Below are 14208 nucleotides of genomic sequence, written 5' to 3'. Positions count from 1 at the left end.
ACGCCGCGTCCGTCCCAATTCCCCCACGACTCTCCGGCCCGGCTCTCCTCACAAATCGATCGACGATAGCCGCAATTGCGGATCGGCGGTCAGCGTCCCCAACAACTTCTCCAACTGGTCGATCAGGGTTTTGACCGCCGTGGGGGTGAAAACCGCGGTGCGGTATTCCACGACGCCGCTGATTCCGGCGGGCTCGCCGCCGTCGGCGAACTCTTCGGTGAGCGACAGCAAGAAGTTCATCCGCGCTGTCCCCGTGTGGACCGGATCCCACGTGACATCCAGATCGCCCAGCACCCGCGCGGCGGGCTTGTTGTTTTGCCAGGCCAGCATCGTTTGGATCAAGGGGCGGGGCGGCACTGAGCGCGCGGCGCTGATCCGGTCGACGAGGAGTCCGTAGGGCAGGTCCTGGCGGTCGAACGCCTGCAGGCCGCGCGCACGAACTTGAGCCAGCAGTTTCGCGAAGGTGTCGTCATCGGCCACTCCGACGCGTAGCACGACGGTGTTGACGAAGACTCCGACCAAATCGTCCAGCGCCGGGTGGCCGCGGCCAGCCACCGCGATTCCCACAGGGATGTCGGTGTTGGCGGTGAGTTTGGACAGCAGCGCGGCGAAGCCCGCGTGAACAACCATGAAGCTGCTGGCGTGATGCTGGCGTGCCACGCGGATTATCTTGCGGTGCAACGCCGCCGACCACTCTATGGCCACGATATCGCCGTGGTTGTCGGCCACCGCTTCGTCCGGCCGGGCGGAGCCTAGCTCCAGGCCCAGGGGCATCCCCGCGAGAGTCTCTTCCCAAAACTTGAGCTGGGTGGCGATGATGCTGTGCGGATCGGCCGGGTCCCCTAGATGGGCGCGCTGCCACAGCGTGAAGTCGATGTATTGGATCGCCAGCGGCGCCCACGTAGGGGCGTGTCCGGCGCATCGACAGCGGTACGCAGTGTCGAGGTCGGCCGATAGCGGGGCCACCGACCAGCCGTCGGCGGCGATGTGGTGCACGGCAATGGCCAGCAGGTGTTCGTCGTCGGCCACGCGATGCAACCGGGCGAACAACGGGATCCGGGTGGCCAGGTCGAATTCGTGACGAGCATGGGCGGCGACGGCCTGCTGGAGCCGCCACGGGGACCACGCGGTGGCATCAACGACCTGCCAGCCGAAGTCCGCCCGTTCGGGAGGAACGACGACTTGTCGGGGTGTGCCCTCGAGGGCCGGATAGACGGTGCGCAGGATTTCATGGCGGTTCACCACGTCAACGAGGGCCTGCCGCAGCGCCTCGACCTCGAGGGGGCCCCGAAGCCTAAGCGCCCACGCGATGTTGAAGACCGGAGACGGTCCCTGCAGTTGAGTGACCGTCCACATCCGGTGTTGGGCCTGCGACAACGGCACCGCCGCGGGCCGCACCACCGGAACCAATGGGGTCGACGGAGTCGAACCGGCCGAGACAAGGGGCGCCAGCTGGGCGATCGTGGGCGCATCAAACAGAGCCCGCACGGACAAGCGGGCGTCCAAAGTGGCGTTGAGCGCCGCGGTGACGCGCATGGCCAGCAGTGAGTCCCCACCCAGATCGAAGAATGATTGATCGACACCCACCCGTTCCAGCCCGAGGACGTGGGCGTAGAGACCGGCCAGGATTTCCTCGACCGGGGTGCTCGGAGGCCGGTACTCGGCGGCGGTGTACTCGGGGGCGGGCAACGCGGCGGTGTCGAGTTTGCCATTGACGGTCAGCGGTAACCGCTCGAGCGTCATGATCGCCGCCGGCACCAGGTAGTGGGGCAAGCGGGCGCCCAGTTCCGTTCGAACGGTGGCCGGGTCGGCCGCACCGGTGATGTAGCCGACGAGGCGTTTGTCCCCGGGTCGGTCCTCGCGGGCGATCACCGCCGCCTGCCCTACCCCCGGCAACCGCGCCAGCGCGGCGGTGATTTCACCGGGCTCGATGCGGTAACCGCGAATCTTGACCTGGTCATCCGCCCGGCCCGCGTAATGCAGTTGCCCGTCGGAACTCCAGCTCGCGAGGTCACCGGTGCGATACATTCGCGCCCCGTCCCCGCCGAACGGACACGCCACGAAGCGCGAGGCCGTCAAGGCAGGGCGGCGCCAATATCCGTGGCCCACCTGGGCGCCCGCGACATACAACTCTCCCACCAGACCAACAGGCACCCTGCGCAACCACTGGTCCAAGACGAACAACGCCGTTCCCGGCAGCGGGCGGCCGATCGGTGGCACCCCGCAACCTGGTTGCAACGGGTCGCTGATGGACACGCATACCGTGGTTTCGGTGGGTCCGTAGGCGTTGATCATCGCCCGCCCGGGCGCCCAGCGATCCACGACGTCGGAGGTGCAGGGCTCGCCGCCCACCACCAATGTCGTATCCGCCAGGCCGTCTGTCGACAGCGCCGCCGCAGCCGAGGGCGTCTGCGTCAGGGCGGTGACTTGTTCGGCCACGAGCAGCGCGTGAAAGTCGTCCAGCGACCGCGTCACCTGTTCGGGGACCACCACCAGGCATCCACCGTTGAGGAGCGCGCCCCAGATTTCCCACACCGAGAAGTCGAAAGCGTAGGAATGGCATTGGGTTATCGCTCGGCTCGTCTGGCTGTTGAACGGTGCCGGCGCGCCGATCAGTTGGGTGATGTTGTGATGGGTGATCGCCACTCCCTTGGGCGCCCCGGTCGTGCCCGAGGTGTAGAGAATGTAGGCGATGTCCTCGGCGGCCGGTGTCGGCAAGGCCGCGGCGGGTGGGGCGCCCGCCGCGGTGTCGGGGGAATCATCAACGTCGATGACCACCGGGTCATGGCCTTCGAGCCGGTGGGCCAGCTGGTGAGTGGTCAGCGCCGCTGCCGGTGCGGTGTCCCGCAGCAGGAACGCGATGCGGGCGTCGGGGTGATCCGGGTCGATGGGTAGGTAAGCGGCTCCAGCTTTCAGCACTCCCAGGATCGCGACGATGGCCTCGTTGCTGCGTGGTAGCAGTAGGGCCACCACGTCACCGCGGCCTACCCCGACCCCGGTCAACCGGGATGCGAGCCGACTGCTGGCATTGTCGAGCTGCCGATAGGTCAAGACCACGCCGCCGCATGCCAGCGCGGCCGCCTCCGGGGTGCGCGCAGCGTGGGCGGCAAACAGTCCCGGCACGGTCGAGATTGAGGGTGCCGGGCTCGTCAATGCGGCGCGGTTGCCCCATGCATCGAGTCGGGCACGCACGGGCTCGTCGAGCAGTGCGATCGAGGACAACCGTCCCGGATCGGAGGTCATGGCCGTGAGCAACTTTTCCAGGCGGTTGGCCAACGCGGGGCCCTCGAAATCTGGAGACGGCGGATCCGCACCCGCGGTGCTCAGAGACAGCCGGTCGCCATCTTTGATGAAGAACAGCCCGAATCGGTCCGCGCGCCCGAAATTGGTGTAGACCAACGATGCCGGCGCACCGCCGAAAGGCAGGATCGTTGTCGACGGAAAGAAATTGACCGCGACCCTGCCCCGTGTCGCGGCTGCGCTCCGGTGCGCGGCGCTGTTCAGCAATTCCTGCACCGGAAAACGCTGATGCCGCAGAACTTCGCGTATCCGAGCCTCCACATGCTGACATAGGCCCGCAACTGAAGAGGTCGGCGACGCCGTCAACACCAGCGGCACAATCCCGGCAACCATCCCCGGAATCGCCTTCGACTTTCGAGTTGTTCGCCTGCTCACCGGGAAGTCGAGTACCACCTCGGATCCCCCGGCGCCCCAACCCGGTACCAAAAGCGCGCACGCCGCGGTAAGCACCGCCGATCGACGAACGCCCAACGCGTCAGCCAGGCGCTGCGCCCGTTCGACCACCGCAACATCCAACGGCACCGGCATAGACGCGGTGACCGCATGATGCTCGTCGCCCGCCCGCGGCAAGCGATAATCCGCCCGATCGTTCTGCGGGGGAAGATTCTCGGTCCAAAACGCGAGATCCTCTTGATAACTGCCGGATGCCTCATATTCCGATTCGCAGGCAACCAGGTCGTACAGCGAGCCAAAAGAGGGAGCCGGAACCGGTGCCCCGGCGGCAAAGGCCGAGTAGACCAGCGCGATGCGATTTGCGAAAAGGACGGAGCCAAATCCATCGATGACGATGTGGTGGATACAAATGAACAAGCAAAATTCATCGGGCAGCGTGCGAAACAATGCGAATCTGAACAGCGGCCCGCCCCACCGCATCGGGTCGCGTTGAATGGACGACGCCAGCTTGCGGGCCTCCTGAAAGGGTTCCCGCGCGCCGCTCAGGTCGTAGAAGGGAACCTCGACGTCCGGATAATCGGTGGCTGTCTGAACGATTTGTCCGTCGACCTCGAAAATGCCGACTCTCAGTGGCTCCGCCTCGGCAACCACATGCCGGATCGCCCGTTCAAGCAAGCCACGCTCGACCACACCGCTGATCACCACGAAATAGCCGGCCTGCCAGCCTGTCGCCGAATCACCCGTTTCCTGAGACAGCCAAATGTCGCGCTGTCCTCGCGTCAGTTCAAGCGAGTTCTCGGCAGGTCGGGTCACCTTCGTCCCTTGGCTCGACACTGACGGGCACTGTGTCACGCGAATGATACCGACCGTGCACCCCGCGCGAATGGCCGCGGACTCCTGTCCCGATCGGGGGACAGCCCTGTCCCCCAAACGGCGTAGTCGAAATTACCCCGAGCGCTAGCCAATCGTCGGATACCGCCGAGGCCCGGAAACGGAAAAACTTGCTGAGACGCGCCACTGGCATACGAAAGGAGGGGGGTGATCATATGTCCCACGAGCTTCTCTTCTGCGAGACCGAGACCGCGTTCACGGCTCCTGCGTTCCACGCCGACGAGGCGGCCGCCTGATGAACCTGGCGGGAGTCTCGTCTCACGCCCTGACGAGATAGGACTCCCGCCATTATCAAAACGCTCACCGCCGGCGCGCCGACTAAGTACCGTGACGCTATGTCGGAATTGTCGGGATTCGACACTCACGACATTCACCGATCGACCCGATCCGCCGAATCGGCCCACGACTTGGTCGGCCCGGATTGGTCGCACTGGCCGGCTCGTGTTTTAGGCCACCCTGATTCAGCGAGAATCGCATACCGCTCGGGCACCCATCGCATCATCTCCCCCGATCAAACTTGGTCTGCCGTCCAACCTCTGCTGGCACCCGCCGGCATCACCCGCGTAGCCGACCTCACCTGGCTCGACGACATCGGTATTCCGACCGTGCAGGCGGTGCGACCGGCATCGCTGACGTTGACGGTCAGTCAGGGCAAGGCCACCACCTATCGCGCCGCGCAGGTCTCCGCGGTCATGGAGTCGTTGGAGAATTGGCACGTCGAGAACGTCAAGCCCGACCTATTACGGACGCCCACAACGGATCTCGCCGCGCAGCTGACCTACGATCCCGCCGACCTCAACCGTCCCTGGGGCAGTCTCTACCATCCCGGCGTCAAGCTCGATTGGATGATCGCAACGACATTGCTAACCGGCCGTCAGACCTGGGTGCCGTGGTTAGCCGTCCTGGTGAACGTGGCGGTCACCGATTCCTGGGGACCGCCGATGTTCGCGATGGACACCACAGGTTTAGCTTCGGGCAACAGTTACGACGAGGCGACCCTGCACGCTTTGTACGAGGTTATGGAACGGCATAGCCTTGCCACCGCCGAACCGGGGTCGACGTTGTTCCAGGTGCCGCTCGACGACGTGGCCGCCTCCGACTGCGCCCAATTGGTCGAAAAGGTTCACCAGGCGGGCAGCGAACTGCAGATCGCCCGGCTCGACACCTGGGACGGTTTCTTCTGCTTCGCAGCGGAACTGACGTCGCCGGCGGTGGAGGTGCCGTTCAGCGGCAGCGGGCTGCACCACGACCCAAACGTGGCATTGTCACGGGCGATCACCGAAGCCGCGCAATCCCGGCTGACCGCCATCAGCGGAGCGCGCGAGGATCTGCCCGCGGCCATCTACCACCGCTTTGCGCGCCTGCACACCTACGGCGCCGCTGCGCGGTCCATGCGGTCGATGCCCAGCGCGGAACCGAAGCCGTGGCAGATCGAGGGCACCGACTCGCTGGCCGAGCTGACGGCGTCGGCGGCAACCGCGGTGGCCACCCGATCGGGCACCGAGCCGCTGGCCGTGGTGTGCGACTTCCCCGGCGGATGCGTCCCCGTCGTCAAGGTCATCGCCCCCGGCCTGATGGCCTCGATCGTCTCGCCGATGCGCACCCCGCTGCAGGCCCCGGCATGACAACTTCCGCGCGCATCGTCGTGACAGCCGGACCCACCATCAGCGTCGACGACATCCGGACCGTGGTGCCTAAAGCTGAAGTAGTGCAACCTATTTCGTTCGGACATGCTCTCGGGTACGGGTTGCGGCCGGGCGATACGCTGCTGATCGTCGACGGACTTTTCTTTCAGTCGGCCTCCGTCCGCCATAAAGAACTGCTCACCCTGATCGACGACGGCGTGCGGGTTGTCGGTTCGTCCAGCATGGGCGCGTTGCGCGCGGCGGAACTGCACGACTTTGGCATGGAAGGCTACGGCTGGGTCTTCGAGGGCTACCGGGATGGATGGCTGGAGGCCGACGACGAGGTAGGCATGGTGCACGGCGATGCCGAGGACGGATATCCGGTCTTTGTCGATGCGCTGGTCAACCTCCGTCAAACCCTCAGGGCCGCAGTCGAATCCGGAGTGCTGGCCGCATCGTTGTCCGATCGACTCATCGACGAAGCGCGCAGCACACCGTTCACAATGCGCACCTGGGACCGGCTGCTGGACGCGGTGCACGCCCCGGAAAGCCGAGAGCTGGCCAAGCGGCTGCGGTCGATGCGGGTCGACGTCAAACATGCCGATGCGCTGCTCGCGCTGCGCGAGATTGCCCGTGGGCCCGGTGGCGGTACCGCTGCGCCGGGCCCGCCTCCAACGGTTTGGTCGCACCGGTGGCGGCAGCGTTGGGCACCGCCGACGGCCGTCATCATAGCGGCCGAAAACGGCGACGAGTCGATCGTGAATATTCGCGATGACGAGGTGCTGTCGCTGGTGAGTGTGTGCGCGACTGACGACTGGGCGTATCTCCCCGCGCTCGAGCAGGTCGCCGCCTGGTACTGGACGTCCGGGCATCCCGCCGAGCCGGGCAGCGTGACGGAGCGTGCCGCTGCGGCCGTCACCGAGCTGACCGCCGGTGCGCCGTGCGACACCGACGAACAAACGCTGGCGGCCCTGCAGACCGTGGCGCATCGCTACGCGCTGGCCGCCGGCATCATCGATGAGTCGGGCTTTCCCGAAATGGTCAGCGAGCAATGGCTCACCGCCGAGGAGCGGGAAACGCTGGGTGCCGATCCGATTGCAATATCGGCCCGGATCGTCACGCGCACGCTGTTTTTCAGCCGCTCGCTGCCGGCCATCCAGCACTTCCTCGATCTGCTGCGCGATGATCCGAGGCAGCCCGAATGGCGCGAACTGGCCGCGCGGGCGGTGGCCAGGCGTGACGAATTGGCACTCAGGAAGCCGCACTTGAACCTTCACCGGCCCGATCCGACACAACTCAAACACCTCTTCGGCGCCCGGTGGGGCACCCCGGTGGACCGCGTAGCGCTGGCCCGGCGTGGGCTGATGACCGAGGACGCCTTTTACGCAGCCGCTTCGCTATTTGCCGTAGCGGCGGCCGACGACCAGCTGCCGACCTTCGCAGTCGGCACCCTCGGTCGGGGCCACGCGACGACGGTGGGTAGCCGTTAGTCTCGGCGTCGTGCGCGGGGTCAATCCGACCGGCTACAGCCGATACGTCGCCATCGGTGACAGCCAGACCGAGGGCTTATGGGACGGCGACGACACCGTCGGTGTGCTGGGATTCGCGGACCGGCTCGCCGCGATGCTCGATTCGCTCTATCCGGGTCTGCAGTACGCCAACCTCGCGATCCGCGGCAAGCTGGTGGCGGACGTCCTGCGGGAGCAGGTCCCGCCGGCACTGGGGATGCGGCCCGATCTGATCACGGTCTGCGCCGGGATGAACGACGTCATCCAGCCGGGACGATCGTTCGGCCGCGCCCTCGCCGACCTCGACCGCGTCTACGCCGCGTTAGCCGGGTCGGGGGCGACGGTGGTGACGACGACGTTCCCGAACGTCGCACAGTTCCTCCCCCTCGGCCGGGTGGTGGGCCCGCGGCTCGCCCGCATCAACAACGCCATCCGCGCCGCGGCCGACCGCTACGGGTTCAGGCTCGTCGACCTGTACAGCGCGCCCTCGATGCGCGACCTGCAGACCTGGAGCATCGATCGCGTGCACGCGTCCACCCACGGGCACATCCTGTTTGCCGCCGCGGCCGCCGAAGCCCTCGGGCTGCCCGACAGCAATCACGACTGGGCCGCGGCCAGCCTCAGCCCCATGCGGCGCTCGGTCACCGCCGGCGCGTATGGCCACCTGCGCTGGGCACAGGACAGTTTCTTCCCATGGATTTGGCGGCGCATGCGCGGTCTGTCGTCGGCCGACGGGCGAGTTCCGAAGCGTCCGCGCCTGGAACCGGTCCGCGCCGACGGCATTGCGGCGCGGATCGAGCGCCCGTCAGGCATCCTTGACCCATGAATGTTCAGGCTTTGCTGCAGTCGATCCCGCCGCTCGCGGTCTACCTCGTGGTCGGCGGTGTGGTCGGGATCGAGAGCCTGGGCGTGCCCCTTCCCGGCGAGATCGTGCTCGTGAGCGCCGCCCTGATGTCCTCGCATCACGACCTGGCCGTCAACCCGATCGGCGTCGGCGCGGCCGCCGTGATCGGCGCGGTCGTCGGCGACTCGATCGGCTACAGCATCGGGCGCCGGTTCGGCCTGCCGCTGTTCGACAAGCTCGGCCGGCGTTTTCCCAAACACTTCGGTCCCGGGCACGTGGCGCTCGCCGAAAAGTTGTTCAACCGCTGGGGAGTTCGGGCGGTCTTCTTCGGCCGCTTCATCGCGCTGCTGCGGATCTTCGCCGGGCCACTGGCCGGGGCGCTGAAGATGCCTTACCCCCGCTTCCTGGCGGCCAACGTCTCCGGCGGCATCTGCTGGGCCGGCGGCACCACCGCCCTGGTCTATTTCGCCGGGATGGCCGCCGAACGATGGCTGGAGCGATTCTCCTGGATCGCGCTCGTCGTCGCCGTGGTTGCGGGCGGCATCGCGGCAATCCTGTTGCGGGAGCGCACATCCCGCGCGATCGCCGAACTCGAAGCCGAGCACGAGCGCAATAAGTCCGCGACCGCCGCCGACGCCGCTTGATGCCCGGCTAGCCGGCCCCCTCGTCCACCGTCGGCGTGCGGTGCTGCTCGATCAGGGCGCGGGCCATCTTCTGGGCGCGCTGGGCGGCATTGAGATCGCCGACGGCCGCGAGAATGATGGCGCCCTTCATCAGGATGTGCCAGGACCACGCGAAGTCCTCGACGTCGGACAGGCCCGCGGCCACGGCGCGTTGGCGGACGATGTCGCGGACGTTGTCGATGTGCGCGACGCTGGCCTGCCCGGCCGGGTGATCCGCCCCCAATTCGAGCAACACGTTGATGAACGAGCAGCCCTCATAGCCGTCGCGGAGCTGAAACCAGTCGTGCATGACGTCGAAGATCGCGAGCAGCTGTTCCTCCGGCGTGGTGCCGCGCTCGCGTGACTGCGCCTCGATCAAGCCGTGCGTCCAGACCTCCTCGCGGCGCTGCAGCACGGCCAGCACGAGATCGTTCTTCGTCGCGAAATGCCGGTACAGCGTCGCCTTCGCCACGCCGGCCCGCTCGATCACCTGGTCGGTGCCTACCGCACGAATCCCCCGCCTGCTGAACAGCTCGTATGCGGCGTTAACGATGCGTTCACGAGGCGGGGTGGCTGGCGTCGCGACATCAGGCGTTGTCATGACCCGCCTCACCATACTCTTAAGGCCAGCCAGTAGACAGACCGCCCTGTCTCGTTATACAAATGAGATTCGCGATCCGCGAAAGTCTGTCTTCAGACTGCAGGACGGGCATCCATCCCGGCGCCCCGCGCCGGTGGAAGGGAGTCCATCATGAGTCCGGTCATTGCAGAACCGATATCGCACCCCCATCTGATGCTGAGCACCCGGCTGGTCTATGAGCTGGGCGATCCCCACAGCAGGCTGCGGGCCACCACCGATCGGTGCGACGGCGCGGTGCTGATCAACGCGGGCGGTGAGATCGACGCCTGCAACGAGCGCACGTGGCGCCACCTGGTCACCGAGGCGGCCAAGGTGGCGACGCCGCCCGGCCCCCTCGTGGTCGACGTCACCGGCATCGACTTCATGGGCTGCTGCGCGTTCGCGGTGCTCGCCGACCAGGCGCAACAATGTCATCGCCGCGGCATCGAACTACGCGTGGTCAGCCGCCAGCCCATTGTCGCCCGAATCATCGACGCGTGCGGGCTGGGCGGGCTGCTACCCATCTACCCGACAAAGGACTCCGCGCTGGCGATGCCCGCTCGCTGGTAAGCTGGTTTTCGTCAAAGACATTGGGCCACAGTCGCTTTCCTTCGCGGCCTCGGAGACTGGATGAGCGATCTTCCCAGTTTCAGGCCCACCTTCGGTGTTGAGGAGGAATTCCTCCTCGTCGACCCGCGCACCGGCGAGCCCGCGCCCCGCAACGCGGCGGTGGCGCACGAAGCCGAGCTCCGCGGCGTCACACTGCAGCTGAAGCTGAGCAGCTGCCAGATCGAAACGACCTCCGGCGTGGCGAGCGGCAGTGCGCAACTCGGCGAGGAACTCATCCGGCTGCGGCGCACCGCGGCGCAGGCCGCCGAGGCCGCCGGGGTTCGGCTGCTGGCCCTGGGGCTGCCGCCGGCCACGCCGCATGAGTTTCCCGTCACGGACACCGAGCGATACCGGCGAATCGGCGAGCAGTTCGGCATGATCGCCCACGAGCAGGGGATCTGCGGATGTCACGTCCACGTGGAGGTGCCCGACCGGGCGACGGCCATCCACGTCAGCAACTGGCTGCGCCCGTGGCTTCCATCGCTGCTGGCGTTGTCGGCCAATTCCGCGCTGTATCGCAACGCCGACAGCGGCTACGCGAGCTGGCGCAGCGTCCTGTGGCGACGCTGGCCCGTCGCCGGGCCGCCGCCGTTCTTCCCGGCCCCCGAGGATTACGACCGCACCGTGGACATGCTGATCGACAGCGGCGTGATCCTCGATCGCAAGATGATCTATTGGGACGTGCGCGCATCGGAGAACTTCCCGACCATCGAGGTCCGGGTGGCCGACGTGCCGGCGACGGTCGCCGAGACCGTGCTGCTCGCCACCCTGATCCGGGCCGCGGTGATGACGGCGGTGCACGCGCGCGGCCGGGGCGACGACGTTGGGCGTCTCCAACCCGCGGCGCTGCGGGCGGCGTACTGGAAGGCCGCCCACGACGGATTGTCGGGCCAGGCGCTCGATCTGGTCGGCGGCCGCGGGGCGGTGCCGGCCCGTGAACAGCTGCATAGCCTGGTGCAACGGTTGCGACCGGCGCTGGAGGCGCTCGGTGAATACGACCACGTCACAGCGGAACTCGACCGTATCGCCGCACAGGGCAACGGGGCGATGCGGCAGTTGCGGGCTTGGCGAAAACGCCGCGAGGTGATGGACGTCATCGCGGCGGCCGCGGACGCCACGCTGAGCTGAACGGCACCGCTATACGGTCAGCAGCCGATACAGGCCGATGAGGCCCACCACGACGATGGTGGAGCGCAACGCATTTGGCGACAGCCGGCGCCCATAGCGCGCGCCGAGGAATCCTCCGATCAGCGAGCCCGCCGCGATGATCCCGGCGACCGGCCAGCTGATGCGGTCGAAGGCCACCAGCGTATAACTCATCGCCGCAACAAGATTCACCACCAGCGTCAGGAGGTTCTTGGCCGCATTCATCCGCTGCACCGACTCCGGGAGCAGCGCGCCCATCACGCCGACCAGCAGGATGCCCTGCGCCGCAGTGAAATAGCCGCCGTAGACCCCGACGCCGAAGGTGGCGAGCACCAGCACGGCCTTTCGCGCCGGGGTGATGTGCTCGGGCGAGCGGCCCTCTCCCTCGGCGCGCCGGCGCGCCCACGACTGGATCCGCGGCCCGATCACTACCAGGATCAGGGCCAGCACCAGCAGCACCGGCACGACCCGGGCGAACACCGTCGTGGGCAGATGCAGGAGCAGGAAGGCGCCCACCATCGCGCCCGACAGCGATGCGGGGATCTGCCAGGCCAGCCGATTCCATTGGCCGCGCAGCTCGGCGCGATAACCCCAGGTGCCCGACACGCTGCCCGCCACCAAACCGACCGCGTTCGACATGGTGGACGTGACCGGCGGGTAGCCGAGGGCGACGAGCGTCGGGAACGTGATCAGCGTGCCCGATCCGACGAGCGCATTGATGGCACCGGCGCCAAACCCGGCCAGGGCGATCAACAGCACATGGGAGAGCAGCACTCCCGACGAGCTTAGTCTGCGTCAGTCGGGCGGTGCTTCGGGACCGCGATCGACGCCGGTGCGTAGCTTGACCGACGCGGAGTACGCGAGCGTGCGGAATCGCAGCACCGGGTCGTCGGAGGGTTCGATGCCGTCGGTGACGCGCATCGGGTCGAACACCACGATGTCTTCGCCGCGTTCGCGTTCGGTGTCCGGACCGGTGATCTCGAGGGTGCCGACGGTGACCGTCTCGGTGCTCTGCCACGGCGCCGAGGGGTCCACCGTGGAGTCCTTCGGCCCGCCGATCTGAACGCGAAAGTCGAACCGCACCGGCCCGCCGGCCAGGCGGGCGGCCAGCTCGTCGGTGAGAAAGTCTCGGCCCGGGGCGGCAGATCCGGAGAGGTGTGCCGCCCCCGCCGCCGGGATCAGGTGGTAGCGAACGAATCTCGCGCTTCCGTCGGCGCCGATCCAGCGGAAGGCGTGCAGCCCGTGGTATTCGGTGGTGGCGTAGCTTGCCGGGACCTTGCTCGCGTCGCGCAGCACCGGCAGCGCGCCGAGCAGCCGGGGGTGGGTGAGGAAGTACCGGGCCATGCGGAGCGGCGTGGTCAGGCCGGGCCGCATCGCCTTCAGCAGGTCGACGAAGCCGTCCGGTGTGCTCGACACGAACAGCCGCGCGGTCTGAGTCGAGACGTCCGTCGTGGAGCCGTCGGGCAGAGTGAACTTCACCGCCATTCCGCGCACGCCCGGCGAGTTGTCGGGCTGCGTCGGGTTTCCCGATCCGTTGGAGAAGCGAATCAGCGCCGGGACCGTCGAGCCATCGAGATGCTTGGCGCGGGACAGTACGGCCCCGTCGGGTGTCGCGGTGAAGGTGCCGCGGTACAGCGTGCCTTTGGCGTGCAACGCCCGGCAGCCCGGCTGCGCGCCGCCGGTGCTTCGGATCGCCTCGATCGCCTCGTCAGGAGTGACCATGGGCGAATCTTAAGGCGCTATTCGGGGAGGCCGAAGAGTTTGACGACGCCGTGATCGCGACCTGCCGTGTAGCCGCCGTCCACGGCAATGGCCTGGCCGCTGACGAAGGAGGCGTCGGGTGACAGCAGGAAAGCCGCCATCGCCGCGACCTCTTCCGGTTGGCCGAGCCGCTGCAGGGCGTGCTCCTCGGTGATGGAGGCCAGCGGGCCCTCCATCCCGGGCAGGCCGAAAACGCTTTGGGCCATTGGTGTTTCGATGAATCCAGGACAGATCGCGTTGGCCCGGATGCCGCTGGGGCCGTAGTCGAGCGCGATGTTCTTGGTGAGCAACACGACGCCGCCCTTGGCCGCGTTGTACGAGCTGCCGCCGGCCGTGCCCTCCAAGCCCTCGATGCTGGCGACGGTCACGATCGAGCCCCGCTCGCCGTCGACGCGGTCCTGCTCGATCATCCGCGCCAGCGCGGCCTTGGCCACCAGAAACGTGCCGGTGAGGTTGATCCCGATCACCCGGTCCCATTCGGCACGGTCGAGCAGATGGACCGGGCCGCCGCCCGCGACACCGGCGGCGTGGAAGACCCCGTCCAGGCGGTCGGGCACCGCCTCCAGCACGGCGGCGATCGCGGTCTCGTCGCTCACGTCGGCCGTCACGAACCGGAATTCGGGGCCGAGGTCGGGCGGGGACGCCAGGTCCGCGCCGACGACGCTGCCGCCCTCGGCCAGCAGGCGCCGCGCGGTGGCCAGGCCGATGCCCGAGGCAGCGCCGGTGACGACGAACGTGCGAGAACGGGCGCGATCACTACTCACCATGGCAGTCATGTTGGCACACCGACGCCTCGCCGAATCGAGCGTGCGTCCAGGGCGCCCGCACCGCACACCCAAAGCCCTCAGTG

11 protein-coding genes are annotated in these 14208 nt (G+C 67.5%); 6 read left to right on the top strand and 5 right to left on the bottom strand.

The window, feature by feature from the left end; genetic code table 11:
- Positions 1-48: 48 nt before the first annotated feature.
- Positions 49-4506 carry an amino acid adenylation domain-containing protein gene (locus tag ACQI5H_RS06425; protein ID WP_427078554.1) on the bottom strand — a complete coding sequence of 1486 codons (4458 nt, stop codon included), beginning with the start codon at positions 4504-4506 and terminating at the stop codon, positions 49-51.
- A gap of 413 nt (positions 4507-4919) precedes the next feature.
- On the opposite strand from ACQI5H_RS06425, the gene ACQI5H_RS06420 reads away from it, so the two are divergent.
- Genes ACQI5H_RS06420 through ACQI5H_RS06405 form a run of 4 tightly spaced genes read left to right on the top strand, consistent with a single transcriptional unit; the run spans position 4920 to position 9205 of the window.
- Positions 4920-6209 (top strand): YcaO-like family protein, encoded by a 1290-nt coding sequence (locus tag ACQI5H_RS06420; RefSeq protein ID WP_427078553.1) that lies wholly within the window; start codon positions 4920-4922, stop codon positions 6207-6209.
- Positions 6206-7699, top strand: a complete 1494-nt coding sequence (locus ACQI5H_RS06415; protein WP_427078552.1) for a TfuA-like protein — start codon at positions 6206-6208, stop codon at positions 7697-7699. Before ACQI5H_RS06420 ends, ACQI5H_RS06415 begins: the two co-directional genes overlap by 4 nt.
- Positions 7700-7709: 10 nt before the next feature.
- Positions 7710-8543 carry an SGNH/GDSL hydrolase family protein gene (locus ACQI5H_RS06410; RefSeq protein ID WP_427078551.1) on the top strand — a complete coding sequence of 278 codons (834 nt, stop codon included), beginning with the start codon at positions 7710-7712 and terminating at the stop codon, positions 8541-8543.
- Positions 8540-9205 carry a DedA family protein gene (locus ACQI5H_RS06405; protein WP_427078550.1) on the top strand — a complete coding sequence of 222 codons (666 nt, stop codon included), beginning with the start codon at positions 8540-8542 and terminating at the stop codon, positions 9203-9205. The genes ACQI5H_RS06410 and ACQI5H_RS06405 overlap by 4 nt, the downstream gene beginning before the upstream one ends.
- A 7-nt stretch (positions 9206-9212) precedes the next feature.
- On the opposite strand, the gene ACQI5H_RS06400 is transcribed toward ACQI5H_RS06405, so the two are convergent.
- Positions 9213-9824: a TetR/AcrR family transcriptional regulator gene (locus ACQI5H_RS06400; protein WP_427078549.1), complete on the bottom strand. Its 612-nt coding sequence runs from the start codon at positions 9822-9824 to the stop codon at positions 9213-9215.
- Between the two features lie 150 nt (positions 9825-9974).
- Between ACQI5H_RS06400 and ACQI5H_RS06395 the strand changes: the two genes are divergently transcribed.
- Both ACQI5H_RS06395 and ACQI5H_RS06390 read left to right on the top strand, forming a co-directional pair.
- A complete protein-coding gene (locus ACQI5H_RS06395) occupies positions 9975-10412 on the top strand; it encodes an anti-sigma factor antagonist (RefSeq protein ID WP_427078548.1) in 438 nt (145 codons plus the stop codon).
- 60 nt (positions 10413-10472) lie between these two features.
- Entirely contained in the window at positions 10473-11579 is a 1107-nt protein-coding gene (locus ACQI5H_RS06390) for a glutamate--cysteine ligase (RefSeq protein WP_427078547.1), read from the top strand.
- A gap of 9 nt (positions 11580-11588) precedes the next feature.
- On the opposite strand, the gene ACQI5H_RS06385 is transcribed toward ACQI5H_RS06390, so the two are convergent.
- From ACQI5H_RS06385 to ACQI5H_RS06375, 3 genes are read right to left on the bottom strand one after another with little or no spacing between them, the layout of a single operon-like run.
- Positions 11589-12356 (bottom strand): sulfite exporter TauE/SafE family protein, encoded by a 768-nt coding sequence (locus tag ACQI5H_RS06385; RefSeq protein WP_427078612.1) that lies wholly within the window; start codon positions 12354-12356, stop codon positions 11589-11591.
- 36 nt (positions 12357-12392) lie between these two features.
- Positions 12393-13319 (bottom strand): catalase family peroxidase, encoded by a 927-nt coding sequence (locus tag ACQI5H_RS06380; RefSeq protein ID WP_427078546.1) that lies wholly within the window; start codon positions 13317-13319, stop codon positions 12393-12395.
- Between the two features lie 17 nt (positions 13320-13336).
- The gene (locus tag ACQI5H_RS06375; protein WP_427078545.1) at positions 13337-14134 is read right to left on the bottom strand and encodes an SDR family NAD(P)-dependent oxidoreductase; all 798 of its coding nucleotides are present in this window, start codon (positions 14132-14134) and stop codon (positions 13337-13339) included.
- Positions 14135-14208 lie beyond the last annotated feature (74 nt).

Origin of the sequence: Mycobacterium heidelbergense (assembly GCF_050205645.1) — a bacterium.
In the GTDB taxonomy this organism is placed as follows: Bacteria; Actinomycetota; Actinomycetes; order Mycobacteriales; family Mycobacteriaceae; genus Mycobacterium; species Mycobacterium heidelbergense_A.
This window is presented reverse-complemented; position numbering and strand designations above follow the sequence as displayed.